At 56.2% G+C, this 25611-nt stretch carries 25 protein-coding genes; 8 read left to right on the top strand and 17 right to left on the bottom strand.

The features are described from left to right. The first annotated feature begins 126 nt into the window (after positions 1-126). Positions 127-654, top strand: a complete 528-nt coding sequence (locus tag AC0T7J_RS12090) for a sterol desaturase family protein (protein WP_473794444.1) — start codon at positions 127-129, stop codon at positions 652-654. Here the strand turns inward: AC0T7J_RS12090 and crtB are convergent. The 6 genes from crtB to AC0T7J_RS12060 all read right to left on the bottom strand — a co-directional run bounded on the left by crtB (position 593) and on the right by AC0T7J_RS12060 (position 7103). Further along, a complete protein-coding gene (gene crtB / locus AC0T7J_RS12085) occupies positions 593-1522 on the bottom strand; it encodes a 15-cis-phytoene synthase CrtB (protein WP_473794442.1) in 930 nt (309 codons plus the stop codon). The genes AC0T7J_RS12090 and crtB overlap by 62 nt on opposite strands. Then, a complete protein-coding gene (locus AC0T7J_RS12080) occupies positions 1519-2997 on the bottom strand; it encodes a phytoene desaturase (protein WP_473794440.1) in 1479 nt (492 codons plus the stop codon). Before AC0T7J_RS12080 ends, crtB begins: the two co-directional genes overlap by 4 nt. Next, positions 2994-4154: a lycopene beta-cyclase CrtY gene (gene crtY / locus AC0T7J_RS12075; protein WP_473794438.1), complete on the bottom strand. Its 1161-nt coding sequence runs from the start codon at positions 4152-4154 to the stop codon at positions 2994-2996. The genes AC0T7J_RS12080 and crtY overlap by 4 nt, the downstream gene beginning before the upstream one ends. Beyond that, positions 4141-5436, bottom strand: coding sequence for a glycosyltransferase (locus tag AC0T7J_RS12070; RefSeq protein ID WP_473794436.1), 1296 nt, complete (start codon positions 5434-5436; stop codon positions 4141-4143). The genes crtY and AC0T7J_RS12070 overlap by 14 nt, the downstream gene beginning before the upstream one ends. Before the next feature lie 9 nt (positions 5437-5445). Continuing rightward, on the bottom strand, positions 5446-6354 hold the full coding sequence (locus tag AC0T7J_RS12065) for a polyprenyl synthetase family protein (RefSeq protein ID WP_473794600.1): 909 nt from the start codon (positions 6352-6354) through the stop codon (positions 5446-5448). Between the two features lie 218 nt (positions 6355-6572). After that, entirely contained in the window at positions 6573-7103 is a 531-nt protein-coding gene (locus AC0T7J_RS12060; RefSeq protein ID WP_473794598.1) for a YtfJ family protein, read from the bottom strand. Positions 7104-7275: 172 nt separating this feature from the next. Between AC0T7J_RS12060 and AC0T7J_RS12055 the strand changes: the two genes are divergently transcribed. Further along, positions 7276-7503 carry a hypothetical protein gene (locus AC0T7J_RS12055; protein ID WP_187506843.1) on the top strand — a complete coding sequence of 76 codons (228 nt, stop codon included), beginning with the start codon at positions 7276-7278 and terminating at the stop codon, positions 7501-7503. Between the two features lie 46 nt (positions 7504-7549). Here AC0T7J_RS12055 and AC0T7J_RS12050 read toward each other — a convergent pair whose 3' ends face one another. The 3 genes from AC0T7J_RS12050 to AC0T7J_RS12040 all read right to left on the bottom strand — a co-directional run bounded on the left by AC0T7J_RS12050 (position 7550) and on the right by AC0T7J_RS12040 (position 10545). Next, entirely contained in the window at positions 7550-8227 is a 678-nt protein-coding gene (locus AC0T7J_RS12050) for a pirin family protein (RefSeq protein WP_473794434.1), read from the bottom strand. A gap of 125 nt (positions 8228-8352) precedes the next feature. Next, positions 8353-10083: a DUF2534 family protein gene (locus AC0T7J_RS12045; RefSeq protein ID WP_473794433.1), complete on the bottom strand. Its 1731-nt coding sequence runs from the start codon at positions 10081-10083 to the stop codon at positions 8353-8355. Positions 10084-10128: 45 nt separating this feature from the next. Beyond that, on the bottom strand, positions 10129-10545 hold the full coding sequence (locus tag AC0T7J_RS12040) for a DUF2946 domain-containing protein (protein ID WP_473794431.1): 417 nt from the start codon (positions 10543-10545) through the stop codon (positions 10129-10131). A 220-nt stretch (positions 10546-10765) separates the two neighbouring features. On the opposite strand from AC0T7J_RS12040, the gene AC0T7J_RS12035 reads away from it, so the two are divergent. Next, complete coding sequence (locus AC0T7J_RS12035) at positions 10766-11704, top strand: D-2-hydroxyacid dehydrogenase (RefSeq protein ID WP_473794429.1); 939 nt, start codon at positions 10766-10768, stop codon at positions 11702-11704. A 213-nt stretch (positions 11705-11917) separates the two neighbouring features. Further along, positions 11918-12865, top strand: coding sequence for an Rpn family recombination-promoting nuclease/putative transposase (locus tag AC0T7J_RS12030; RefSeq protein ID WP_473794428.1), 948 nt, complete (start codon positions 11918-11920; stop codon positions 12863-12865). Positions 12866-13002: 137 nt separating this feature from the next. Here AC0T7J_RS12030 and glsB read toward each other — a convergent pair whose 3' ends face one another. The 5 genes from glsB to fucO form a co-directional block, all read right to left on the bottom strand. Continuing rightward, complete coding sequence (gene glsB, locus AC0T7J_RS12025) at positions 13003-13929, bottom strand: glutaminase B (RefSeq protein ID WP_473794426.1); 927 nt, start codon at positions 13927-13929, stop codon at positions 13003-13005. 81 nt (positions 13930-14010) lie between these two features. After that, the gene (locus AC0T7J_RS12020; RefSeq protein ID WP_473794424.1) at positions 14011-15210 is read right to left on the bottom strand and encodes a CynX/NimT family MFS transporter; all 1200 of its coding nucleotides are present in this window, start codon (positions 15208-15210) and stop codon (positions 14011-14013) included. A gap of 174 nt (positions 15211-15384) precedes the next feature. Continuing rightward, a complete protein-coding gene (locus AC0T7J_RS12015) occupies positions 15385-15555 on the bottom strand; it encodes a hypothetical protein (protein WP_473794423.1) in 171 nt (56 codons plus the stop codon). 104 nt (positions 15556-15659) lie between these two features. Next, a complete protein-coding gene (locus tag AC0T7J_RS12010; RefSeq protein WP_089562311.1) occupies positions 15660-15833 on the bottom strand; it encodes a GhoT/OrtT family toxin in 174 nt (57 codons plus the stop codon). Between the two features lie 320 nt (positions 15834-16153). Further along, complete coding sequence (gene fucO, locus AC0T7J_RS12005; RefSeq protein ID WP_473794421.1) at positions 16154-17302, bottom strand: lactaldehyde reductase; 1149 nt, start codon at positions 17300-17302, stop codon at positions 16154-16156. A 258-nt stretch (positions 17303-17560) separates the two neighbouring features. On the opposite strand from fucO, the gene AC0T7J_RS12000 reads away from it, so the two are divergent. Next, complete coding sequence (locus AC0T7J_RS12000; RefSeq protein WP_473794419.1) at positions 17561-19198, top strand: dihydroxyacetone kinase subunit DhaK; 1638 nt, start codon at positions 17561-17563, stop codon at positions 19196-19198. Positions 19199-19203: 5 nt separating this feature from the next. Here the strand turns inward: AC0T7J_RS12000 and AC0T7J_RS11995 are convergent, their stop codons facing one another. After that, positions 19204-20082: a LysR family transcriptional regulator gene (locus AC0T7J_RS11995; RefSeq protein WP_473794417.1), complete on the bottom strand. Its 879-nt coding sequence runs from the start codon at positions 20080-20082 to the stop codon at positions 19204-19206. 257 nt (positions 20083-20339) lie between these two features. Between AC0T7J_RS11995 and AC0T7J_RS11990 the strand changes: the two genes are divergently transcribed. Next, positions 20340-20888 (top strand): YbhB/YbcL family Raf kinase inhibitor-like protein, encoded by a 549-nt coding sequence (locus AC0T7J_RS11990; protein ID WP_473794415.1) that lies wholly within the window; start codon positions 20340-20342, stop codon positions 20886-20888. 52 nt (positions 20889-20940) lie between these two features. Here AC0T7J_RS11990 and AC0T7J_RS11985 read toward each other — a convergent pair whose 3' ends face one another. Then, positions 20941-21807, bottom strand: a complete 867-nt coding sequence (locus AC0T7J_RS11985) for an alpha/beta fold hydrolase (RefSeq protein WP_473794413.1) — start codon at positions 21805-21807, stop codon at positions 20941-20943. Positions 21808-21983: 176 nt separating this feature from the next. On the opposite strand from AC0T7J_RS11985, the gene AC0T7J_RS11980 reads away from it, so the two are divergent. Continuing rightward, positions 21984-22571 carry a CGNR zinc finger domain-containing protein gene (locus AC0T7J_RS11980; protein WP_473794412.1) on the top strand — a complete coding sequence of 196 codons (588 nt, stop codon included), beginning with the start codon at positions 21984-21986 and terminating at the stop codon, positions 22569-22571. Between the two features lie 53 nt (positions 22572-22624). Here the strand turns inward: AC0T7J_RS11980 and proP are convergent, their stop codons facing one another. Then, positions 22625-24091: a glycine betaine/L-proline transporter ProP gene (proP, locus tag AC0T7J_RS11975; RefSeq protein ID WP_134161483.1), complete on the bottom strand. Its 1467-nt coding sequence runs from the start codon at positions 24089-24091 to the stop codon at positions 22625-22627. A 478-nt stretch (positions 24092-24569) separates the two neighbouring features. On the opposite strand from proP, the gene AC0T7J_RS11970 reads away from it, so the two are divergent. Continuing rightward, on the top strand, positions 24570-25589 hold the full coding sequence (locus tag AC0T7J_RS11970; RefSeq protein ID WP_473794409.1) for an isopenicillin N synthase family dioxygenase: 1020 nt from the start codon (positions 24570-24572) through the stop codon (positions 25587-25589). Positions 25590-25611 lie beyond the last annotated feature (22 nt).

Here is a 25611-nt window from a genome sequence, read left to right as displayed (position 1 = left end):
AATCATTATCTGGGCCATCTCCTGCAGCAATCGTTAAAACCGGCACACCCGATCCGCTGTTTTCGCCAATCTCTGTTAAAATTGAACCTCTGCGCCACTTTGCAGGATGCATGTTCGGGAGAAACTATGTTGTGGATTTGGAATGCCCTGATTGTTCTGGTCACTGTTATCGGCATGGAGATAACGGCTGCACTGGCGCACAGATACATTATGCATAGCTGGGGTTGGGGCTGGCATCTGTCACATCATGAGCCGCATAAAGGCTGGTTTGAGGTTAACGACCTCTATGCTGTGGTGTTCGCCGCTCTGTCGATTTTGCTCATCTATCTGGGCAGCACGGGTGTCTGGCCGTTGCAGTGGATCGGTGCGGGTATGACGCTCTACGGCCTGCTCTATTTTATTGTGCATGACGGACTGGTGCATCAGCGCTGGCCATTCCGCTATGTTCCGCGCCGGGGTTATTTACGCAGACTGTATATGGCGCACCGCCTGCATCATGCGGTACGAGGCAAAGAGGGCTGTGTCTCGTTTGGCTTTCTTTACGCGCCGCCGCTGTCAAAACTGCAGGCGACGCTGCGAGAACGTCATGGCGTTAAACGGGGCGCTGCCAGAGGTCAGCGGGGCGTGGAGCGTGACGCGCCACCCGGGAAGTAACCGCCTGACCCGATGCCGCCACCAGCAGTGCCAGTTTCTCTGGCGTGCTGGTGGACTGGCGTTGATCCCACGCCTGTGAACCCGCCTGCACTACCTTCATACCGATTTTACGATAGACCTGCTGCGCGGTAGCAATCGCCCACGCTGAACGCAGCGGTAAACCCGGCAGGCCAGCCGATGCCGATCGATAATAGGGCTCTGCCGTTTCTACCAGCCGACGGGCGACGCGGCTTAGTGCCTGGCGATGTTGCGGCTCGGCGAGATTCTCTGGGGTCAGCCCCTCTTCAGCCAGCCATGCAGCGGGCAGATAGCAGCGTCCTGCTTCAGCATCTTCAACGATATCGCGCGCAATATTGGTCAGCTGAAACGCCAGACCGAGATCGCAGGCACGATCCAGCGTGGCGTTGTCGCGTACGCCCATAATCTGCGCCATCATCAGGCCAACCACGCCCGCGACGTGGTAACAGTAACGCAGCGTATCATCCAGCGTCTGATAGCGTGTCTCATGCACGTCCATCGCAAACCCCGCCAGATGATCAAAAGCGTAAGCAGGCAGAATATCGTGTGCCATTGCCACCTCCTGAAAGGCAGCAAAAGCGGGCTCATGCATCTGCGATCCGGCATAGGCCTGACGCGTTTTCATTTCCAGCTGCGCCAGGCGCTGTTCGGCAGATTGCAGCGATGGCGTATCGTTACTGAATCCCAGAACCTGATCGTCAATCACATCATCACAGTGACGACACCAGGCGTAGAGCATCAGCACACTGCGTCGCGTTTTGGCATCAAACAGTTTTGACGCAGTGGCAAAGCTTTTCGATCCCACCTCCATGGTATCTACAGCATGATCGAGTAGTGACGGACTCTTCAAGCCAGATCCTCCAGCATCAATCCTGCGGTGGCTTTGGCCGAGCCAATTACGCCTGGAATACCCGCGCCAGGATGGGTGCCTGCACCGACCAGATAGAGATTATTGATATTTTTATCGCGGTTGTGAGGCCGGAACCAGGCGCTTTGTGTCAGGATTGGCTCCACCGAGAACGCCGAGCCCTGATACGCATTCAGCTCATCGCGGAAATCAAACGGCGTGAAGATGCGGTGCGTCACCAGCTGGCTGCGCAGACCCGGCATGTAGTGCTGTTCCAGATAGTCGAAAATGCGATCACGCAGGCGAGGACCTTCAACAGCCCAGTCGATATCGGCGGTGCCGAGATGCGGCACGGGTGCCAGCACGTAGTAGCTGCCGCAGCCTTCCGGTGCCAGCGAGGGATCGGTCACGCAGGGCGCATGCAGATAAAGTGAGAAGTCATCTGCCAGGCCATCTTTGTTAAAGATCTCATCAATCAACTCACGGTAGCGCGGTCCAAAGCAGACCGTGTGGTGTGCCAGCTGATCGTGATGATGATTCAGGCCAAAATAGATCACAAACAGCGAGTTGCTCATGCGTTTGTTCTGCAGTGATCGTCCCTGCGCCTGCGAAGCGGGGTGCTGGCTCAGCAGTTCGCGGTAGGTGTGAACCACATCTGCGTTGGAAGCAACTGCGCGGGTCGGGAAGACCCGGCCATCTTTCAGGTGCACCGCGGTAATCCTGTTTTCCTGGGTCTCCAGCCGGGCAACGCTGGCATTAAGCTCCACTTCGCCGCCGAGATCTTCAAACAGTTTCACCATGCCCTGCACCAGCGCGCCCGTGCCACCGCGCGGGAACCAGACGCCCCATTCACGTTCCAGCGCATGAATCAGGGTATAGATTGAGGAAGTGGCAAAGGGATTTCCGCCCACCAGCAGTGAGTGGAATGAGAAGGCCTGGCGCAGATGCTCGTCTTCAATGTAGCTCGCCACTTTGCTGTAAACGCTGCGCCACGCCTGAAGTTTTGCCAGCTGTGGCGCGGCCCGCAGCATATCGCGGAATGACAGAAACGGCACGGTGCCAAGCTTCAGATAGCCTTCAGCAAACACCGCTCGGGAATAGGCCAGAAAGCGCCGATAGCCTTCAACGTCACGCGGATTAAACGCGGCAATCTGCGCTTCCAGTGCGGGCTGATCGTTGTCATAACTGAACACCTTGCCGGACTCCCAGCAGAGGCGATAAAACGGCTTCACCGGCATCAGCTCGACATAGTCAGAGAGCTTTTTACCCGCCAGGGTGAACAGCTCTTCAATGGCGCTGGGATCGGTAATTACCGTGGGGCCGGCATCAAAGGTGAAGCCCTGATCCTGATAGACATAAGCCCGGCCGCCTGGCTTGTCACGCTGCTCCAGCAGTCGGGTGGGAATGCCTGACGCCTGAAGGCGAATGGCCAGAGCCAGACCACCAAAGCCTGCGCCAATTACTGTAGTTCTATTCATTGCATCGCCTGTTGACGGTGAGGAGTCATGATAGCCTGTAACGCCGCCAGAACGGGAACCGGGGGCTTGCCGCTTAGGATGCGCAGCCGATCAGGCAAAGTGAGTTTTCCCGCATAAAAACGGGCGATCAGACCTTCGGGAAGGCCGTAAAAACGTTGCATTACCTGCCAGCGCTGGTCAGCCGGGCCCGCCAGAAACAGCATACGGTTCAGCATGCGGAAAAAACGCTGCTGCTGCCAAGCCTGACTGGCGAAATGCTGAATGGTGGCTTGCAGGGTCTCAGAGGTAAACGTCTGCATCTGCGCCAGCCGGTCAGCCAGCGCGACCGCCAGCGGCAGAGAATAGCCGGTGGTGGGATGGAATAACCCGGCGCGCAAACCGCTGCAGGGCAGATCGCGTTCCTGCCAGAAGGCCGCCACGTCGCCGGTCAGCGTAATCGGCAATGCGCCTTGCTCTTCGCGCAACAGCCGGTTTAACTGCCAGCCCTGCTGTGCGGCATAGTCACGGATGTTCTGACGGGCGCGATCGCCTTCCAGCGTGGCGTTATCAATATAGTGGGTATCTTCAATCAGCAGGGTGTCTGCAGAAAAGGGCAGGCTGTAGACAAAGCGATAGCCTGCCTGCTGATCCACCGTCGCGTCCATGATAATCGGTGCGGTCAGACCATGTGGCGCACTGAGCTGCCACTCCTGCCCGACAAAGGACTGAAAGCCCATGCGCAGTGCGGCATCGGGCTGGTAGCCCCGACCATCGATCACCGCGTCAGTTTCCAGTACCCGGCCATCATCCAGCGTGACCGCGCGTGAAGCGATGCTCGAAACCCGGGTGTTCAGCAGCAGATCCGGCGCAAACCTGTCGCGGATGACCTGCGCGAAGCGCTCCGCGGTCACGCAAAAATAGCCACTGTTGAGGCTACGCTTGCGTTGCGGAAAGCGGACCTCATAACCGGGCCAGTGATGTACCACCAGCGGAGCGATCCAGCGATGCTGCGTTTCGGTGAGATCTTCCGCATGAAATGACCATGTGTGACTGGCGCCCGGTTCACTGTCGGCGTCAATCAGCAGAATGCGCAGGCCGGGGCGCTGCTGGTGCAGGCGCAGGGCGATCAGTCCGTTAGCCAGCCCCGCGCCCACCAGAATCAGATCATACCGCGGCATAGTCTCTCCTGGCGTACACCGGTTGACGGGTCAGCATCGCCTGCTCGACGATATCTGCCGCCAGGGTTGTCCCGCCGGCCTGACGAAGTGCGTCACGCAGCGTTTTCATCTGCTCAACGTAGCTTTGATCAGCCAGTAAGGTCTGGAGCTGACGCGCCATCGAGTGGCTGGTGGTAAAGCGTGAGGCGCGACGTCCGATACCGTGCCAGACCACTCTGGCAGCCACACCCGGCTGATCAAAGGCCAGCGGGATCGTCAGCAGCGGCGTCAGATGGTTAATCCCATCCAGCACCGTGTTCATGCCACCGTGCGTAATGGCAAGATCGGCCTGCGCCAGCGCAGCAGCCTGGTCAGCAAAATCGACCACCTGAACATGGCTGGCCTGCGCCAGTTTCTCCGCCTGGAAAGGCGAAAGCCGACCGCAATGCGCCAGCAATAACTGAGCGTCGATCTCCTGGCAAGCGCGGACGATAGTTTTAAACAGGCCATAGCGATGTCCCTGCAGCGTGCCGAGTGAAGCAAAAATGCGCGGTCTCTCGCCATGCGGGAAATAGCGTGGCTGTGACGCGGCGGGTTTCGGTTCCGTAGCACGAAGCGGGCCAACCGGATGGAAATGATCGGGCAGCGCCTTGCGAGGAAAATCCAGCTCCGGGATCAGCTGGCTAATCTGCGCCAGCGGTGAAAAACAGTGATGCAGTTTTTCGCGTGGCGCTAATCCCATCGCATGGGCGTTGCGGGCGATTACCCGATCGTGACGTCGCATCAGCCAGTCATAGATTTTTTCACTGGTGCGATAGCGTTCCCGTGCCTGATCGGTCCTGGCATAGTCAAACGGCATCACGGCCAGCGGGAAATCTGCTTCACGGTTAAGTGGCAGCGCACAGGCAACCGAAACATAAGGCAGGTTAAGCGCTTCTGCCGCCAGTGCACCGGCTGGCTCCATCTGATCGACGATCACGCCATCAATCGCCAGGGTGTTCAGCACGACGGGCAGTTCACGACAGAGCATATCGGTGCTTCGGGCCATCTCGTTGATCAGTTTCAGCATCGAGGGGCCGAGAGGGTGCGCCGCCAGTTGCAGGGTATGAGCCAGGCTGCCTGCCGGGTGCGAAGCTAAACCCAGCGGGAAAAAGCCGATCCGACTGTCAGTGAGTAGCGCGCTAACGTCCGTCTGCTGGATGAAAGTAATCTGGTGTCCGCGTGCGATTAAGGCCTGGCTAAGATGCGCAAGCGCCTGCACATGGCTATAGAAGGGCGGTGCAATGACCGCAAAGTGGCTCATGCAGCATCCTTAACTGACGGCAGCGAGTTTTTTCTCAAACCAGCCCTGAACAAAATGATGTGTGGCATAACCGTCCTGGCAGGCCGATAGCAGATGCTCGCTGGCGCAGCGCAGGTGGTCGCGCAGTCGCGTTTCAACCGCCTGTGGCCCCAGCAGATTCACCAGCGTCGATTTCCCGTCATCCTGATGGGCATCTTTACCGGTGTCGGCCATACCGTCAGTGAGATCGTCAAGCAGTTGAAAAGCCTGACCAAGATTAAGCGAAAAACGGTGCAGCTGTTCGCGGGCTTCACCTGAGGCTTCAGCCACGATAGAGGCCATCTGCATGGAGGCACAGAACAGGGTGCTGGTTTTAAAGTGATTGGTCATCAGAATGGCGTCAGCGCTGCGTGGCTTGTCACCTTCGGAGAGATCTTTAAACTGCCCCTGTACCAGCCCCTGCATTCCGACGGCGTGGGATAATTCTGCGACAGCGTCCGCTCTGGCGGTGGCTGGTAAGCCTTCTGCCGCAGCGACCACGCCGAATGCCTTACTCAGCAGAGCCACCGCGGCCAGAATCGCGACATGTTCACCATACTGGCAATGAATGGTCGGACGTCCGCGACGCAGTTGCGCATCGTCCATGCAGGGCATGTCATCCAGAATCAGTGATGCGGCATGCACCATCTCCACCGCACAGGCGAGATCCAGCAGACCGGCAGGTGTTGCGTTGCAGCCCAGATCGCGCGCTGCCAGCAATAGCAGGAGCGGACGGATTCGCTTTCCTGGTGCCAGTGCACCGTCGCGCATCGCCGCACCCACTAAGTCACGTTCGCTTTCAACCGGTAAAAGCTGATCAAGCCGTTGCTCAATGTCGTTCAACAGGCTGGCTGCATCGCTGTGTATGAAATTGACGTGTTGTTCTGCACAGACCGTCATCATGGCTGTCCTTATCTACAGAGGAAGTCACAGCAGGTCGAATGATTCGATGCCATCTTCAATAATCGTCCCCGACTGCCATAGCATAGTTGGCAGGTTTTCAAAGAACGGCGGGTAAATCCATTACAACTAAGCGTAGTTCACGATGATAAAAATGTCGGTGAATTCAGTAGCATTCCGCGTTTTACGGCGATAGCCGGACGAGCATTATGCGTGAATCAACCCAGTAATGCGCGCAGCTGTTTCATCACGCTGGCAACATCCTCCGCAGATAATGCGCCATCTTTAGCAAAACGCACAATGCCTGCCGGATCAATCACCACCACTGACGCGCTTTCTGGCTGAAGATGCCAGCTGTGAGCGGTTACGCCACTGCTGTCGATAATAAATTGTTGCCACGGTGCCGCTTTTTTACTGGATGCGATGCTGCGCACCACAAACATGGCACTGCCGGGCAGCGCATCGTCAGTATTCACAATGGTGGTCGTCTGGAATCGGTCACGCGGCAGCCTGGCCTGCTGAATGGCTTCGATTAATCGTGCACTCTGATCTTTTGCTGAAAGACGCCCCGCCACATGAATCACCAGACGCACTTTTCCTGTCAGGGTCTGACTGCTCCAGCGCTGATAATTTATGTCGCCCTGATTCAGCACCATTTCGCCTTTATCGGCAACGTAGACAGGCGGTACAGGCTGACCGGGGGTCAGGGTGTGAGCGGTGGCAAAGCCGGAAAACAGCAGAGCAATCATCAATCCGTAATGGCGCACAGGTTCCTCACTTCTTTCTCGGTTTGCGTCTGGCGCGGTGAACGCTTTCATTAGCAGGCAGAAGATTAGTACCACATCTATGTTTCAGATCAATAAAAGCATTCAGGATTTGGCCTGAAAATGCAGAGGAGAATATGTTTACAGGAGGTGTTAAATGAGTACAGCACTGATGACATTACCTGAATTTGCCCGTTACATCGGCATTGCCACCCCAACGCTGGCACGCGCCTTTTGCTGCCGGGGATCGCTGGCGGGTGTGCCGCTGCCGCAGGCGCTGGATGATGCACCACTGACGCAACGCCACTGGCTGCGCGATGATGTACGTCAGTTCGATCATGCCTATAAACGGGTTCAGGCGATGCAGCAACATAGTACGCTTTAATCTGTATTAAGCAGGACCTGAGCGCGGAAACGTTCCCGCGCTTTTTTTATGCAAAATTATCGGGCTTTACCAGGAAGCAGACCAGATTGGCATCCCGATCGCCCACGATCTCAATGCTGGGATCCAGCCCGCTGACGGCATCACCGCGACCCAGTCGCTGATCGCCGACGCGAATAATCCCTTCAAGCACGGTGAGATAAGCGACAAAGCCCGGCATCGACGGCACGTCCAGCGTTTGGTTGCGTTCCAGCAGTGTGTCGAAGATGTAGACTTCCTGGCGCAGTTCCAGCGGCGCATCAGACTCTTCCGGCCCGGCCAGTTCGGTCCAGCCATTGGTCATAATGCCCTGATCGCGCTCCAGCACCTGGGTCATCGCTTCACCGCCCCGCTGTGCAGGCCGGATAACTGCCTGTAACAGCTCCGCTTCATATAACGGCACCGACTCTTCGTACTGAACGCCATCACCCGCATTCACCACCATCACGCGTTTTGCAGAGAGCTGGGTACGTTCGCCATTACTGTCCTGATGCTGCATCGAACCCCGCCACAGGTAGGTGAAAACGTCTTCATCCTGATGCTGCTGCATTGGAATCCGGGCATCGAGTTTTAGCGACATCAGATCAACACTGACCAGCGGGCTTAACGCCTCGCCAGGACGCTGGCGACGGACGGTAAACGGACCGTACTCAAACAGTTGTTCAGGATTAGCTCGCACAATGTTCATGATTTGCTCTCAAATAAAGTGACTCATAACAACGATCATAGACCTCAGGCGGAGAATGAGAAGCCGGGAGTTTTGCCCGGCTTCGTCAGTTATTTTGAATAATAGAGGGTTAGTGTCTTGCCAGCCTACTTGCCCTGTTCGTCGCTCTCACCGAGGAAGAAATACCAGAGTGGAATTGACAACAGCCCGGTAAAGACCGTGGAGTAGAGCAGGATCATCATCGCCTGGGTGATATACATGGTCAGCGACCAGTGACTGAAGGGGATCTGATACTGATCAATCACTCCGCCAATCATCGCATTCGCCATCACCGTAATGACAATCAGCGCCAGTACCGTCACACTGCGCAGAAAATAGCGCATCTCTTTGCGCTTCCCGGCAAAACGCGACTGGACGATGGCAAGCGGCGACTGTTTGTCCGGGGCGACATCCACGCGGACGACCGCGGCGCGCTGTGCGCTGCGCCAGCGCTGAATATCCAGCAGCACCAGCACCAGCAGGCTGATACCCATAACGGGAAGCGCATATCCCAGCGCCAGCATCACTATCAGGCTGGTGCCCTGCGCAAAGCGCGGTAGCGCCAGCCAGGCGGATAACAGCGTCTGCGAGGGGTTGAGCTGCGGAACAGCCGGGCGACGAATCCACCACATGCGGTAGCCCAGCACAATCATTGTGCAGAGTCCAAAACCAAACAGCGCCAGAATCAGCTGATTAGGCAGGCCAAACAGCACGCCCATATGCGCATCCACGCCCCAGCGGGTCAGTTTCGCCACCAGCGGGAAGCTGGCGAACTCAACGCGATCGACCACACTGAAATCAACCGGATTGAGGGAAACCGCATCGACCTGGCTTGGCCAGCTGCGGTCAATCTCCGAAACCGTCCACGCCTGTTCAGTGTTCTTAGGCTGGCGCAGCTCCAGCTTCGTGGCTTGCAGCCCGGCCTGACGCGCCGCTGCCAGCGCCTGATCCCAGCTGGTATTCGGCTGATTGAGAATTACCGGCGCGGCGGTTTTGGCCGGCATGGTCATTCCGGACATGGTCATCCCCTCCATCGCGCCGCGATGGTCAGCATGGGGATCGGCAGCTTCAGCGGGCGCGTTGCCGTTTAGTGCGGTATTAACCTGCGGCGTTTTCCAGCCAAAGTCGCTGCGCATCTTTTCAATATTATTGCCTGCCCACTGTGACCAGGTCAGCCCGGTTACTGAAAAGAACACCAGACCGATAGCCAGCAACAGCCCCAACGTGACATGCCAGTGACGGGTCGCTGCGAAGCCGCCCCGTGTTTTACTGCGGGTGCGCGGTGGCCGGGTGCCGGACCATAAGACGATCCCACCCAGCGCGGCGACCCACAGCCAGGAGGCTGCCAGTTCACTGTAGTTACGGCCAACATCACCCAGCAACAGGCCGCGATGCAGCTGATCCAGCCACATGCGCAGTGGCAACACACCGCTGGTGCCATACACCGTCATATCGCCTTTCACCTGCAGGGTGTAGGGATCAATAAACAGCGATCGTGACTCCGATGGGCCAAGCTGCGGCTCGGCAAACTGCACGCGGGTGGTGTCCTGCGGACCCGGTGCGGGACGCACAGCGTATATGCGTGCTGATTCACCGGCACGGGCTCGCGCGGCGGCAATCTGGGCAGACAGCGGTTGTGCCACACCCTGCGCTTTAGTGGTCAGGGCATCATGGTAAATAGCCTGTTCCAGTTGCGGCGTCAGAACGTAGAGCGTACCGGTGAGTGCGGCGACGAAAATAAACGGCGCAATAAACAGGCCGATATAAAAATGCAGGCGGCGAAAGAGATTAAACACCGTGCCGCGCGGTGCAGGGGAAATTTCCTGAGAAGAGGACATAGCATTCCACACTTTTCAAAAGACAAAGGCGATCAGGTGACGTTGTCACGCAATCGGATCGGTAAGTAGTGGGTGTAACGCAATAAAGGGTGGCGCGCGCGGTCGATGAAGGCGCAACAGCCGTCGCCATTGGGGCGGATTGATAGCACCGGGGGGTGGGGCGCGGCTGATCAGGCACATCCACCAGATGAACGGGATAAATACCCATAGCATCAGCGGAACATGGACCAGTAAATCGCAGTAGCCACAGGCAAAGCCCGTATCCATCATCCCATGGTCCGCCATGGACATCTCGCTGTGATGATCCATCATCGGCATTTCCGCACTCATAACAGAGGCATCGTGCATGCCGGCGCGATGCTCAGCCAGATTCTTTGAGATCATCGGGGCAACAAACAACAGCAGCACGGCCAGTATCGCAATACCGGCGGTGAGTCGTTGTCTGAGTGAAGATCTCGGCATTATTTTAACGGACGTCAGGGGTCAGAATTCTGGGTGGCAGTGTAACGCGAAGGGGATAAAAGGGTTAAATAAAGTGGCATCTGTTCCGAAAAAATTCGCACTCTTTGAACATTTTCACTTTAATTTCAGCATCATTTAACTTACCTGTTACCCGCAGCGTACATACAAATAACATTAATGATTCGCCTGCGGTTTAACCAAACCCGATGAAGGAGTAAACATGAAAATTGTAATGCTGGATGGTGGCACGCTGCCGTTACCCCTGCCGACCGGTCAACAGCAGGCTGACTGGGAGATTCGCGCGCAGACCCCGGCTGATGACATTGTGTCTTCGCTGGCGGGCGCGACTGTCGCTATCACCAATAAGGTGCCGTTACGGGCTGACACACTGCAACAATTGCCTGAACTGCGTTTTATCTGTGTCGCTGCGACGGGATATGACTGTATCGATCCAGAAGCCTGTCGCGCACAGGGCATCGTGGTCAGTAATGTTCCAGGCTATTCAACTCAGAGTGTTTCAGAAGCGGTAATCGCCGCGATTTTCTCCCTGCGTCGTCAGCTGATGGCTTATGCCAGCAATACGCGCATCGACTGGCCACAGGCCCGGCATTTTTGTCTGCATCGTCAGCCGATAGGGGACATTGGCGGTGCCATGCTGGGTATCGTGGGCAAAGGCGACATCGGTCAGGCGGTTGGCAGACTGGCCCAGGCGCTGGGAATGCAGGTACAGTACGCCGAGCGCAAAGGCAGTGATCGGCTGCGTGACGGTTATGTCAGCTTTGAGCAGATGCTGGCGACCAGCGATATCATTTCACTGCACTGCCCGCTGAGTGACAGCACCCGCCAGATGATTGACCGCGAGTCGCTGGGTAAAATGAAGCCACAGGCGCTGCTGATAAATACCGCTCGTGGCGGACTGATTAACGAGGCCGATTTAGCTGCCGCGTTAAAGCAGGGGCAGATTGGTGGCGCGGCACTGGATGTGCTGAGCAGCGAACCGCCCGCGCCGGATAACCCGCTGCTGGCGGATCTGCCCAACCTGCTGCTGACGCCGCACATTGCCTGGGCAAGCCGCAGCGGCGTTGAGAATCTGGTGGCTGGTGTGATGGCCAATATCGCAGCTTTTATTCAGGGTGAGCCGATTAATGTGGTGAGCTAAGTCAGGTGGAATAGTGTAAATGTCCAACACAGGCCGATATTCAGAGCAACCTCGTAAAATTCAGGTAAAGCGTTTTACGCGGTTTAGTCATCAGGGTATGAGTTTCGTTATTTCCATCAGTACTTAAAACATTCGCGCGCTTCAGGAATTAGCGCCTTTTGCTGGCTCAATCAGCCGTTGTAAGCGCTTCAGGAACAGAAAGGATTCTGGCCAGTGAAAAAGAAGAACAGCACGCCTGTGCCTCATGATGCCACATTCCGGCAATTTCTGACTCAGCCGGATATTGCCCGGAATTTTATGGCGCTGCATTTGCCGCCACATCTGCGCGTACGCTGTGATCTCAGCACGCTGAAGCTGAAGCTGGAGTCGGGGTCGTTTGTTGAGGATGATTTGCGGCAGTACTTCAGTGACGTGATTTATAGCCTTAAAACTACCGCTGGCGATGGATATATCCATGTACTCATTGAGCATCAGTCATCACCTGACAAACATATGGCATTTCGGCTGATGCGCTATGCAGTGGCTGCCATGCAGCGCCATCTTGACGCAGGGCATATGCGGTTGCCGCTGGTTATACCCGTCCTGTTTTACACTGGCAGACGCACTCCCTATCCCTGGTCGACCCGGTGGCTGGATGAGTTCGACGACCCGGCGCTGGCGGACGGGCTTTACAGCCGTAGTTTTCCGCTGGTCGATGTCACGGTGATCCCTGACGATGAGATCATGCGACATCGCAGCATGGCAGCTCTGACCCTGCTGCAGAAGCATATCCGTCAGCGGGATCTGGCAGAATTGATGGACAGGCTGGTAACCATTTTGCGGGCTGGCTATCACTCTTCATCACAGGTGATAACGCTGGTACACTACATTGTACAGGCGGGCGAAACATCGGACGCCAAAATCTTTGTACGGGAGCTGGCACAGCGAGTGCCTCAACACGAGAAAGCGCTTATGACTATCGCACAACAGCTTGAGCAGATAGGGCTTGAGAAAGGCATTGAGCAGGGCATTGAGCAGGGCATTGAACAGGGACGGACAGAAGGTAGTCGTGGAGCAAGCCTCAGAATTGCCCGCACCATGCTGAAGAGTGGCATGGATCGCAATACGGTTATGCAAATGACCGGTCTGAATGAAGAGGACCTTGCGCAGATTTCGCACTAATAAATTTTTGAGTTCTGATTATCGCTGATGACTCAACTCGCCAGCGCACTAAACGGAAAATGCAAAATCAGCTTTCTGAAAACATGGGAATCCCATCGCATTTCATCAAGGCGAGCCTGTGACTCGCGCGCTCAGACTCAGAATATCGACCGCCCCAGCTTCTCGGTCAGCAATTCCAGCACTGCGGTACCCGCTAGCGAATTGCCTGCGCTGTCCAGCCCAGGCGACCAGACGGCAATGCTCATCTCACCTGGGATAATGGCAATAATCCCGCCACCCACGCCCGATTTTGCGGGCATTCCGACTCGCCATGCGAATTCGCCAGCGCCGTCGTACATGCCGCTGGTGATCATCAGCGCGTTAATCTGCCGCGCCTGACGTGGAGTAATCATCTGGCTGCCATCCAAAGTTTTGCCCTGATTCGCCAGATAGATAAATGTGCGGGCCAGCTCAACGCAGTTCATCGACAGGGAGCAGTAGTGGAAATAGGTCTGCATCACGCTGGTGACATCGTTATCGAAATTACCAAATGACTTCATCAGCCAGGCGATCGCTGCATTGCGGGCCGAATGTTCGAATTCAGAGCGGGCAACGTGGCGATCATAGTTAATATCGGATTGCTGACTCAACTGGCGCACAATTTCCAGCATTCGCTGACGCGGCGCGGTCAGTCGGGTTTCCAGCAGATCGCAAATCACCAGCGCACCGGCATTAATGAACGGATTACGTGGCTTCCCCTGCTCCAGCTCCAGCTGAACCAATGAATTAAATGGCTGGCCAGAAGGTTCTTTGCCGACTCGCTGCCAGATTTCGCTGTCCTCATAGCGGGTCAGTGCTACGGTCAGAGAGAGTGCCTTAGAGATCGACTGAATGGAAAAGCGCATCTCAGCATCACCCGCCTGAAAGAGGGTGCCGTCACGCAGGCAAACAGCAATCGCCAGATTATCGGCAGCCACATCCGCCAGTGCGGGGATATAGTCAGCCACCTTTCCCTGATGGATCAGCGGACGCACCTGATCCAGGATCTCCTGCAGCAGAGCATTATTCAGTTCAGACACGCACATTCTCCCGTCGATTTCCGCGACCCGCGATGCTATGCATCCGCGACTGGCGAATCATTTATTGTTAACGGCTCCGCCGCATTTTCAACTGATTGCTTTTGACTGTGCGGCCAGCGGAGCCAGCAGCATCTGTAACAGGCTCAGCATTGCCAGCACGCTGAAGGGCAGGGTCCAGTGACCGCTCTGCTCATGGAGCACGCCGAAGAACAGCGGGCCGAGTGCCGCCAGCGCATATCCGACACACTGTGCCATGCCTGACAATTGTGAGGCCTGACGGTGATGAGTGGCCCGCAGATTAAACAGCGAGAGACAGAGTACCAGTGATGCGCCTGCGCCCAGCCCGGCCAGTGTCAGCCAGATGACCGCCCACTGAGGATTAAGCAATAAGCCCAGCATGCCGAGGAAAATACCGGTTGAAGCAATGAACGCGGTAAGCCGGGCATCTTTTACCCGCTTCAGCGCCACCATGCAGCCCAGGTTAGCGACGATCGCAATTGCCTGATACCAGAACAGCAGCCAGCCTGCATGGGCCTGACTGAAGCCATTATCCTGGGCAAACACAGTAAACCAGTCGATCAGGGTATAAAACGCCAGCGATTGCAGCGCCATAAACAGTGCGATTTGCCAGCCGCCTGCCGTTCGCCACGGATGGCGCCAGGCAACGGGCGCGTCAGCGGGCGCTATGGTTGACTGCCGTTGACGTAACAGTGGCAGCCAGGCGAGTAGCGCAACCAGCCCCGGCAGCGCCCAGACGACCAGTGAGAGCCGCCAGCCCGCCGATGAAAGCTGGCTCAGCGGAACGGCAATACCTGATGCCAGGCTGGCAGTAATCGACATGGTGGCGGCATAAAGGCCAATATATTTAGCTGTGTGAGCGGTGAAATCGCGTTTTATCAGCGGCGGCAGCAGCACATTGGCGGCGGCAATGCCTGCACTAAGCAGCAGCGTTCCACTCCACAACGCCGCTTCAGCAGGCTGCCAGCGCAACAGCGAACCGGCCGTGATCAGGCACAGCGCGGCCCATAAACTGCGCTCCAGTCCGACGCGATTTCCCAGCCAGGCGGCCAGCGGGGCGAGCAGCGCAAAGAGCATCAGTGGAATAAAGTTAAACAGACCCGCTTCACCGACACTCAGGCCAAAGGTCTGACGGATATCCTGCAGTACCGGGCCGACAACAGTAATCGGCGCTCGGAGGTTCGCCGCGGTCAGCAGCAGGACGAACAAAAAAAATGTGGCGCTGGCATACACAGCGAGAGGTTTAGCTGGGTCTTTTACAGGCATCATGGCAGGGATCATCACATGCAGCAATGCTGCGGGGGCGTTGGTTGACGTTAACGCTTACGCATCAGAATTGATGTCTGGGCGCTACTTTACTGACCGGTTAGCAGCGTGTAAAGCCTTGTTATGCGATGAAATAGCGCAATTGAGATCTCGCAGCAGCGATCGCCTTGTGACCAATCAATGGAATTCAGGTTCAGGGAAATGACCGCAGTCGTTCTGGCTGGGATTGGAGCCTGGCTGGCAGATCTGCTGGCGGGTTTCGGCCGCCGGAACGGGTTTCTCAGCGTGCCACGGGGCACTACAGGCACTGAGAAGAGAAACCAGAATCATCACACCGATCACGCGCATATCCGCTCCTTATTAACCATCATGAACAAGGCCTCGTCGGTGATCAGCGGTTTGCAGGTCAGGGACGTCTTACCTGAGTGTGGTATCTGAGGGGATAATGTCAATTAAAACAGCGCAAACATCAGCGCGACAGGAAAACTCATCGGCCAGGTCGCACCCACCAACAAGGCGCTCAGTAGTTTAATGCTCAGCTTATCTTTGGCGATGAAGAACGTGATCAGCGTAGCGACCAATGCAACAACGGCATAGAAAATGAGCATACCCTGGTACAGTGTCATCGATATCTCCGCAGCGACATTAAGGTTTTCGCTGCGCATGATGCGGATTATTGTGATCCAGATCAAGTAGATCAGGGTTTAGCATCTAAAGAAATTATGGATTAAGGCGGCTTATTCTCACACTGGCACTCAACGAAATAACAGGCGATTTCAGGCTGAAACCAGACCGGAAAAACGCGGCTAAACCGTTGCTGATACCGCGAGCGTGTCTGAATAACCTCTGGCGAAGGCTCCCGAATTAACCGTAGCCATGACGTGAAAAAAGCCCGCCAGCGTGGACGGGCCTGTTATCGGCAGTACATCATTACAGTGTATGCACTTTAACTCTGGCGGTATAACGCCATCACGTCCTCCAGGTCCGGCGTACGTGGGTTGCCGCCGGTACAGACATCATCCAGCGCCGCCTGTGACAGTGCAGGAATATCCGCCTCTTTTAAGCCCACTTCACGCAGCGAGCGGGGAATACCGACATCGCGACAGAGCTGACGTACCGCCGCGACCGCCGCTTCCCGCGCCTGGTCCAGTGACAGCGTATCGACCTGTTTCACACCCATGGCGCGGGCGATGTCACGATATTTATCGCCCGTGCATGAGGCATTCCATGCCATTACCTGCGGCAGCAGAATGGCGTTCGCTACGCCGTGCGGGACATTGTAAAAGGCGCCCAGCGGGTGTGCCATGCCATGCACCAGGCCAAGGCCGACATTGGAGAAACCCATACCGGCCACATATTGTCCCAGCGCCATCTGCTCAACCGCCTCAATATTTCCTGCCACCGATTCGCGCAGTGACTGGCTGATAATCTCAATGGCTTTGAGGTGCAGCATATCGGTCAGGGTCCAGGCACCGCGTGTGATGTAGCCTTCAATGGCATGGGTTAAGGCATCAATACCAGTCGCAGCCTTCAGCGAAGCAGGCATGCTCGCCATCATCTCCGCATCAATGATTGCAACTTTCGGAATGTCATGGGGATCGACACAGACAAACTTACGGCGATTCTCTTCATCGGTAATGACGTAATTAATCGTTACTTCTGCGGCGGTGCCTGCCGTGGTTGGGATGGCGATGATCGGCACGCATGGATGGCGGGTGGGGCTGACGCCTTCCAGGCTGCGCACATCTTCAAATTCAGGGTTATTAATAATAATGCCGATCGCCTTGCTGGTATCCTGTGGTGAGCCACCGCCGATGGCGATCAGGTAGTCAGCACCTGACTCTCTGAATACCGCAACACCCTGCTGCACAACCCGAATGGTAGGATTCGGCACCACCTCATCATACACCGCCCAGTCAAGCTGATGCTGCGCCAGCAGATCCGTCACCCGCTTCAGCGCACCCGCCGCGACCAGCGCTTTGTCAGTGACGATCAATGCTTTTCGCATCCCGCGACGTTGTACCTCTTCCGGCAAATGGCGCAAAGCACCAGCACCAAACCAGGCGGTTTCATTGAGAATCATACGTTGGGTCATTAAAACATCCTCTGTTAACAAATGAATTTTTACCATCCGTGATCTCCGGTTCATGTTCTGCGCAGAACCTCTCACTTTCAGGTAAAGACATTTGATAAAAATCAATCAATTAGTAAAAATCACTGTACCTGTGACCGCTGGTTTTCGTGCGGTATGTCTGAAATCAGGCCACAGACCTGTCGATGGATTTCTCTCTGTCGTCAGTGGTATGTAACACTGGGTCATCAGCAAACCCGCATGCCTATGAGGAAAGAAGACATGACCCGATTCGTAATGAATAAAAAGGATGATCTCGTCGACAGCGCGTTAGATGGCATGATTTACGCCAGCCCGTGGCGCAATCTGGTCCGGTTGCAGGTCGATCCGCGCATTCGCATCGTGATGCGTAATGACTGGCAAAAACAGCAGGTTGCGCTGATTTCCGGTGGCGGTTCAGGCCATGAACCGGCCCATGTCGGCTTTATCGGCAAAGGGATGCTGACGGCTGCCGTCTGTGGCGATGTTTTTGCTTCTCCCAGCGTTGACGCGGTGTACAACGCCATCATCAATATTACCGGTGAGGCGGGATGTCTGCTGATTGTGAAAAACTACACCGGGGATCGCCTCAACTTCGGTCTGGCGGCAGAAAAAGCGCGCAAAGCGGGATTCAGCGTCAATATGGTGATTGTCGGTGATGATGTTGCCTTGCCCGATAACCCTCAGCCACGCGGCGTAGCGGGCACGTTGCTGGTGCATAAAGTGGCGGGCTTCGTCGCAGAACGGGGCGATGACCTGGCGGCGGTGACCGGGGCAGCAGAGGCAGCCAGTCGTGCTATCGCCACCATGGGCGTTGCGCTTTCAAGCTGCCATCTGCCGGATGAACAGACCGGCCAGCGGGTGCCAGACGGCAGCGTTGAAATGGGGCTGGGGATTCACGGTGAACCGGGCGTTGACGTCATGCAGACGCAAAACAGTCAGCAGATTGTGCAGCATCTGCTGGAGAAAGTGATGCCGGGCAACGACCAGCCACGCGCGCTGTTAGTCAATAATCTTGGCGGTATGTCCGCGCTGGAGATGAGTCTGGTTACGCGGGACCTGATTGAGTCGCCGCTAAGCCGTGGCAGTGATTATCTGATTGGCCCGGCTCCGCTAATGACCGCGCTGGACATGAAGGGCTTTTCCGTCACCTCCATGACGCTGACGCCGTTGTTCGAGGAGGCGATCTGCGCGCCGGTTGAGGTCACCGGCTGGGTTCAGGCGGTTAAGATCGCGCCGCTGCAGCCGGTTAACGCGACAAAAGAGGCAACAGCGCATCCGGCGCAACCCTCAGATAACCCGACAGTCGCTGCGTTTGTTAACAGCATCTGTGAAACGCTGATCGCCAGCGAAAACGAGCTGAACAAACTGGATGCCCAGGTCGGTGATGGCGATACCGGTTCGACCTTTGCTGCTGGTGCGCGCCAGATCCAGCGTGAATGTGCCGATAATCAGCTGCCGTTAAATGTCTTGCCCGATCTGCTCGCGGTGACGGGTGAGCGACTGGCGACGGTGATGGGCGGCTCCAGCGGCGTACTGATGGCGATCTTTTTCACCGCTGCTGCGCAGCAGCTGGCCGAAGGCGATGCGCTGCCAGAAGCTCTGCAACAAGGTCTGGAGAAGATGAAGCAGTATGGCGGGGCACAACCGGGCGATCGTACGCTGATTGATGCGCTGCAACCGGCGATCGAGGCGCTGGTGGCGGGTAAATCGCTGGCAGAGGCGGCTGATGCGGCACAGCAGGGCAGTGATGCAACCGCCAGCATGGGGAAAGCAAAAGCGGGCCGCTCCTCCTATCTCAACAGTGCTAACCTCAACGGCGTGTCTGATCCGGGTGCCGTCGCTGTCGCCAGAGTCTTTGCGGCATTAAAAAAACTTTAGTGTTGTCACGACGTTAAACGCGCCTGGAGAAAGGCCAGTAACTGGCGGTTTACTTCGCTGCGCTGACGGTGCTGCGGGTAAACCGCATTCAGGGAAAGCGGGGGCGGCAGAAAGTCGTCCAGCACGGTCACCAGCTCACTGCGTTGCAGGGCTGTCTCAACGATAAAGGCGGGTAACAATACCAGTCCTAAGCCTGCCAGTGCGGCATCACGCAGGACCTCGCCATTGTTACTCACCATCGGCCCCTGAACCGCCAGCCACTTCGGTTTACCATTGACCTGCAGTTCCCAGCCATTCTGACCTTCACGTCCGTAGCGCAGACAGGCGTGTTGCAGCAACGCTTCTGGCTGCTGCGGCGTGCCTGCCCTTTCCAGATAGCGGGGGCTGCAGCAGATCACCCGCTTCAGCTCGCCGAGCGGACGGGCAATCAGCGTGGAATCAGCCAGCGTACCGATGCGAATCGCCATATCAACGCCTTCGCCAATCACATCGGCATAGCGGTCAGCCAGCTCAATATGAAACTGCAATGACGGATGGTGGCTCAGAAATTCAGCAATCAGGGGAGAGAGGTGGCTCATGCCAAAGGACATCGGCAGATTGATACGGAAGGTGCCGCGCAGCGCCTGCTGCTGCTCTGACACTGCGCGTTCCGCTTCCTGGATCTCATCCAGAATGCGCTGAGCATGTTGCGCGAACAGTAAACCTGCATCCGTCACAGACAGCTTACGGGTATTGCGAATCAGCAGTCGTACTCCTAATGATGCTTCCAGCGCAGCCATGCGGCGGCTGACATACTGTTTCGATAACATCAGATGCTCAGCGGCTGCTGTAAAGTTGCCTGCATGCATCACGGCGACGTAAATCCGGAGATCTTCAATCTGCATAGTGTCCACTTATCGATGACAGTGACGGGGATTCAGGCGATATTTCAGCCGCAGGCGTTAACTTATATCGGGTAATGGGCGACAGGGCAACGCGTCAGCTGCCCTTGCCTGCGAGACAGAGATCATAGATTTTCCGTTCCGCGATCACTAAACAACCATGCGGGCGGGTCAATTGCGTTAAAGCCGTTATAGTAAGCAGGCAGTGACGCAATCCATCCGGAACATAATCTCTTGATTAATCTGATAAGGAGTGGCTGGTGAAAAAATTACTCTGCGCAACGGTGCTGGCGGTTCTGCCCATGACCTCGCTGGCGGCGTCGGTGTTTACGCTGCAATCACAGGACTTCAGCGATAATGCGCTACTGGATAAAAAGTTTGCCGGTGCCAATAAAAGTAATCCTTCCTGTACCGGTGAGAATGTCTCTCCCGAATTGAACTGGTCTGCGATTCCGGCGGGCACCCGCAGTCTGGCTCTGCTGATGACCGATCCGGTCGGGGCCAAAGGGCTCGGCGTTACCCACATGGTGGCCTATAACATTCCCGCCAGCCGCTCGTCATTTGCGCAGGGGGCGTTGACAAAGGGCAAGGACTATACGGGCGGAAAAAACACCCCAGGGACGCTGCACTATTACGGGCCTTGTCCGCCTGCAGGCAGTGGTCTGCATCACTATAACTTTGTGCTGATCGCCACCGATTTGCCGGTGGGTCAGCTGAAAGCGGGATTAACCCAGGCTGAACTGGTTACCCAACTGAAAGGTCATGCGCTGGGCGCGGCCAGCACGGTCGGCCGTTTCAGCAATGAATAAACGGGAGGTTTTCAGAGGCAGTGCTGAATAGCCTGCCTCTGCGCGCTATGGCTCAGTCTTCACTAAACATCTCGCGGATGCGCGACGCAATGTGATCGGTGTGGGTCTCCAGCGCGAAGTGACCGCTATCCAGCATCTCGACCACCGCCTGTGGATTATCGCGCTGCCAGGCCACGGCGCCCGGTGGAATAAAGAACGGATCGTGCCTGCCCCAGATCACCAGCGTTGGCACCTGCTGCTGGCGAAAGAACGCCTGAAATTCCGGATAACGTTTCAGGTTACTGGCGTAATCCAGAAACAGGGCCTGCTGTATATCTTTATTGCCGGGGCGCTCCATCAGCAGGGTATCCAGGGTATAAGTTTCCGGGGCGATCTGCTGCGGATCGCGCACCCCATGCAGATACTGCCACTTCACCCCTTCCGGCGTCAGAATGGCGTCACGGATCACCTGACCATTTGCCTCGCTGGGATCGTCCCAGTAGGCGCGGACCGGCGCCCAGGCCTCTCCTAATCCTTCCAGATAGGCGTTACCGTTTTGTGATATCAGTCCGCTGACACGATCGGGGTAAGCCAGCGCCAGTCGCAGACCGGCAGGTGCGCCATAGTCGAAAACATACATCGCATAACGTTCCAGCCCCAGCGCATCGACAAAGGCGGTCAGCGTCTGGCCAAGCGCGTCGAAGGTCCAGGAATAGTTGCGCTCAGCAGGCACTTCAGTGAAGCCAAATCCCGGCATATCGGGTGCGATGAGATGAAATTTATCGGCCAGAAGCGGGATCAGATTGCGGAACTGATGTGAAGAGGTGGGAAAGCCATGCAACAGCAGCAGTACCGGCAGGGAAGGATCGCCTGCTTCGCGATAGAAAATATTGACGCCATCGGCCTGCTGGTAACGGTACGAAATGGATTGATCACGCATGCTGAACTCCTGTAACTGGTTAAATGGTATTTATATGGTTACACAGGGTCATTATGCAGCCAGGATGTAACCTGTCAAATCAATTTTTGATGGTTACAATAAGTGCGGTGTAACTACTCAAATAGTCTTCTGTCGGTTACAGTGGCATTAGCAGAGTTAACAAGGGAGGCAATATCATGGCGGAAGCGCAATCACACACCGCCCAGGGGCCGTGGTTTCTGGCCGATCATCCGGCGCTGGATTTCATCAATACAGTGGCCATCGTGGAAGGCCAGCCGCACGACTTCTGGCAAACCGATCAGGATGTTGAAGCCTGGCTACACCAGGCAGGACTGGCACCAGATGCCCCGGCTCCGCAGTATGAACCGGGTGCGCTGTTGCAGGCGGCGCGTCAGTTACGTCAGATCATTCGTGACAACGTGCAGCAGCACAAAGCGGGAGAGGGCGTTGATATTCAGACGCTGAACGCCTGGCTGGATGAAGCGACCAGCCATCTGCAAATGACCGGGGAGCCGGGCGGATTAAAAATCAGGCGGGTTTATGCGGGCCAGAGCGTGATGCAACGGCTGGGACAGGTTGCGGAACAGGCCGCGATGTTGCTGGCGCAGGAGGACTTCAGCAGAGTCCGTGGCTGCGAACATCCCGCCTGTACACTGTGGTTTTACGATCGCACCAAAGCGCATCGCCGCCGCTGGTGCAGCATGGCGCTGTGTGGCAATCGGGCGAAAGTCGCGCGTTTCAGGGCAGTTAAATCAGCTGGGTAAACAGATCGGACGGCAGATAAAAAAACACCCTGCAGAGCAGGGTGTCAGAACAGTTATTTCGCGGCGGTCGCTGATGGCTTGTGCCGCTTACGCAGCTTGTCGATCAGGCGATGCGCTTCCGCTTTGGTCGCCACCGCAGGAGATGAACCGGTCAGCGGTTGACGGGCCGTTTCACGTACCGTCAGGATAGTGAGCAGGCCAATCACGCCCGCGCCCATCATGTAGTAAGCCGGCATCATGTTGTTTTTAGTGGTATCCACCAGCCACGCGGTAATCAGCGGTGTCGTCCCCCCAAACAGCGAAACCGACAGGTTGAAGCCGATGGCCAGCGCACTGTAACGGATATCGGTAGTAAACAGCGCGGGCAGTGTGGAAGGCATAGTGCCGCTGAAGCAGGTGTGCAGTACACCCAGAATCATCAGGCCGCCAAATACCGCCCACATATTACCGGACCCGATCAGCATAAAGCTTGGGATGGCGAGCAGGATCAGACCCACCGCACCAAACGCAATCACCGGACGACGACCGATGCGGTCAGTCCAGCGACCCCACAGCAGTGTCAGCGGCATCATTACGAACATCGCCACCATCACCAGCAGCAGGCCACTTAACTCTGGCAGACCCAGTACGCCGGTCAGATAGCTCGGCATGTACGAGGTCAGCATGTAGTTAGAGACGTTAAACAGCAGCACCAGACCGATACATTTCATCATCGGTGCGCGGTATTTGCTCAGCATCTGCATCAGCGTCAGACGCGGCTTGCTTTGTTCCAGCGCTTCCTGTTTTTCCATGTGCTGCTGGAAGGCCGGAGTCTCTTCCAGCTTCAGTCGCACATAGAGACCAAACAGGCCCAGCGGCGCCGCGATAAAGAACGGTACGCGCCAGCCCCACGACATCATCGCCTCATTCGACATGACGGTGGTCATCACCGTGACCAGGCTGGCACCCATCAGATAACCGCCGATGGTGCCGAATTCCAGGAAGCTGCCCATAAAGCCACGGCGTTTATCGGTAGAGTACTCCGCGATAAAGGTCGCTGCGCCGCCATATTCACCGCCGGTTGAGAAGCCCTGAATCAGACGTGCCACCAGCAGCAGAATCGGTGCCATGATGCCTATTGAAGAGTAAGCCGGGATCAGACCGATACAGAACGTACCAATCGACATCATGATCATCGTCATCGCCAGCACTTTCTGCCGTCCGATGCGGTCACCCAGCGGGCCAAATACCAGCCCGCCAATCGGACGGACCAGGAAGGCCGCCGCAAACGTACCAAAGGTGGCGATCAGCTGCACCGCGTTGTTGGCATCCGGGAAGAAGACTTTGCCGATGATCACGGCGAGATAGCTGTATACGCCAAAGTCGAACCATTCCATCGCATTACCTAACGCAGCCGCGCCAACTGCCCGCTTCAGCATGTCGTTGTCGATTACGGTAATGTCGTCAACAGTCAGCTCTTTTGGCTTCCTGTTCCAGAAATGTTTCTTTGGGTGTTCAGACGATGAGTTTCTGGTGTCCATATTCTCCTCAGGTGCATCAATGAAGGAGTCTTATAGCTTTCGCAGCCGCAAACAATGTTCAGAAGAAACCGTGGAAATGAAAGCTATAAGAAGCCGAATAATTTTTAAGTGAAGCGGCAGAAACCGCAGCCGGTAAACTCTAGACTACGATTGTAAGTTTTTGCAAGTTTTCAGCCGAAATAACTGCATTTACTGACAAAACCAGCACGGTTAACTTATACACGCCTGCTTACGAGTATGAACATTTGGTAATACCGTGCGGTTATTGCTCTCCGTTTAGCGGGATCTTTTTTGCCCGGTTTGCGGTGTTATTGCTGCCATAACGTGTCGTCTGGAGCGCAGAGTAATCTGCGGGTTTATAGCCCGCGGCATGGTGGGATATTCCCATCCGTCGCATATCCATAGCAGGATTAGTTGGTAGTTAACGCATAAATGAAATGGCAGTGTAAGGCGATTCCATGCCAACAGAGTGTCAATCATGAGCGCGTTAACCACAGCAGAATTGCCGGTAATTGATTTCGCATTATTGTCAGGTAATCAACAGCAGCAGCAACAGGTCCTGGAAAAATTAAGCCAGGCCGCGCGTGATGTCGGCTTCTTCTATTTAATCAATCACGGCATCGACCGTGAAGTATCAGATGAGGTTCAGCACGTCGCGCGGAAATTTTTTGCCCTGCCGCAGGCGGATAAATCCGCGGTGGCGATGGCTAACTCGCCGCATTTTCGCGGCTACAACCTGGCGGGCGTGGAAATAACCCGCAGCCAGCCCGACTATCGCGAGCAGTTTGATATTGGTGCGGAACGGGAAGCGCTGCCCGTTACCGCCGATTCACCCACCTGGCAACGGATGCAGGGGCCGAATCAGTGGCCTGAAGCCTTACCTGAACTGCAAACGGTGGTTACCCGCTGGCAGCAGCAGATGACAGCGGTGGCGCTCGAGCTGCTGCGCGCTTTTGCCGGGGCACTGAATCTGCCGCGCAACGCCTTCGATAACCTCTATGGCGACTATCCCAACGAACATATCAAACTGATCCGTTATCCGGGCCGCACGGAGGGCGAATCACGCCAGGGTGTTGGCGCGCACAAAGATTCAGGTTTCCTGACGATGTTACTGCAGGACGATCAGGCGGGCTTACAGGTGGAAGTGACGCCGGACAACTGGATCGATGCCTCGCCATTGCCGGGCGCGTTTGTGGTGAACATTGGCGAGCTGCTGGAGCTGGCGACCAACGGTTATCTGCGCGCGACGGTGCATCGTGTGGTGTCGCCACCGCAGAGCAGCGAGCGCTTATCCATCGCCTTTTTCCTTGGCGCGCAACTCGACGCCGTGGTGCCGATCTATCAACTGCCTCCTCAGCTGGCTGAACTGGCACAGGGACCGGGCAGCGATCCGCTTAACCCGCTGCTGCGCGAAGTAGGCTGGAACTACCTTAAAGGCCGGCTGCGTTCGCATCCGGACGTCGCCCAGCGTTTCTACCCTGAACACAACACCCACTGATAACGATAAGAGATAAATGATG

The sequence above is a fragment of the Pantoea sp. E956-1 genome (assembly GCF_982223955.1).
This window is presented reverse-complemented; position numbering and strand designations above follow the sequence as displayed.

Excerpts from the sequence above, each read along its gene's own strand:
- AC0T7J_RS12090 (WP_473794444.1), top strand. The coding sequence starts at position 127 with ATGTTGTGGATTTGGAATGCCCTGATTGTTCTGGTCACTGTTATCGGC.
- AC0T7J_RS12080 (WP_473794440.1), bottom strand. The coding sequence starts at position 2,997 with ATGAATAGAACTACAGTAATTGGCGCAGGCTTTGGTGGTCTGGCTCTG.
- crtY (WP_473794438.1), bottom strand. The coding sequence starts at position 4,154 with ATGCCGCGGTATGATCTGATTCTGGTGGGCGCGGGGCTGGCTAACGGA.
- AC0T7J_RS12070 (WP_473794436.1), bottom strand. The coding sequence starts at position 5,436 with ATGAGCCACTTTGCGGTCATTGCACCGCCCTTCTATAGCCATGTGCAG.
- AC0T7J_RS12065 (WP_473794600.1), bottom strand. The coding sequence starts at position 6,354 with ATGACGGTCTGTGCAGAACAACACGTCAATTTCATACACAGCGATGCA.
- AC0T7J_RS12060 (WP_473794598.1), bottom strand. The coding sequence starts at position 7,103 with ATGATTGCTCTGCTGTTTTCCGGCTTTGCCACCGCTCACACCCTGACC.
- AC0T7J_RS12055 (WP_187506843.1), top strand. The coding sequence starts at position 7,276 with ATGAGTACAGCACTGATGACATTACCTGAATTTGCCCGTTACATCGGC.
- AC0T7J_RS12050 (WP_473794434.1), bottom strand. The coding sequence starts at position 8,227 with ATGAACATTGTGCGAGCTAATCCTGAACAACTGTTTGAGTACGGTCCG.
- AC0T7J_RS12045 (WP_473794433.1), bottom strand. The coding sequence starts at position 10,083 with ATGTCCTCTTCTCAGGAAATTTCCCCTGCACCGCGCGGCACGGTGTTT.
- AC0T7J_RS12040 (WP_473794431.1), bottom strand. The coding sequence starts at position 10,545 with ATGCCGAGATCTTCACTCAGACAACGACTCACCGCCGGTATTGCGATA.
- AC0T7J_RS12035 (WP_473794429.1), top strand. The coding sequence starts at position 10,766 with ATGAAAATTGTAATGCTGGATGGTGGCACGCTGCCGTTACCCCTGCCG.
- glsB (WP_473794426.1), bottom strand. The coding sequence starts at position 13,929 with ATGTGCGTGTCTGAACTGAATAATGCTCTGCTGCAGGAGATCCTGGAT.
- AC0T7J_RS12020 (WP_473794424.1), bottom strand. The coding sequence starts at position 15,210 with ATGATGCCTGTAAAAGACCCAGCTAAACCTCTCGCTGTGTATGCCAGC.
- AC0T7J_RS12015 (WP_473794423.1), bottom strand. The coding sequence starts at position 15,555 with ATGCGCGTGATCGGTGTGATGATTCTGGTTTCTCTTCTCAGTGCCTGT.
- AC0T7J_RS12010 (WP_089562311.1), bottom strand. The coding sequence starts at position 15,833 with ATGACACTGTACCAGGGTATGCTCATTTTCTATGCCGTTGTTGCATTG.
- fucO (WP_473794421.1), bottom strand. The coding sequence starts at position 17,302 with ATGACCCAACGTATGATTCTCAATGAAACCGCCTGGTTTGGTGCTGGT.
- AC0T7J_RS12000 (WP_473794419.1), top strand. The coding sequence starts at position 17,561 with ATGACCCGATTCGTAATGAATAAAAAGGATGATCTCGTCGACAGCGCG.
- AC0T7J_RS11995 (WP_473794417.1), bottom strand. The coding sequence starts at position 20,082 with ATGCAGATTGAAGATCTCCGGATTTACGTCGCCGTGATGCATGCAGGC.
- AC0T7J_RS11985 (WP_473794413.1), bottom strand. The coding sequence starts at position 21,807 with ATGCGTGATCAATCCATTTCGTACCGTTACCAGCAGGCCGATGGCGTC.
- AC0T7J_RS11980 (WP_473794412.1), top strand. The coding sequence starts at position 21,984 with ATGGCGGAAGCGCAATCACACACCGCCCAGGGGCCGTGGTTTCTGGCC.
- proP (WP_134161483.1), bottom strand. The coding sequence starts at position 24,091 with ATGGACACCAGAAACTCATCGTCTGAACACCCAAAGAAACATTTCTGG.
- AC0T7J_RS11970 (WP_473794409.1), top strand. The coding sequence starts at position 24,570 with ATGAGCGCGTTAACCACAGCAGAATTGCCGGTAATTGATTTCGCATTA.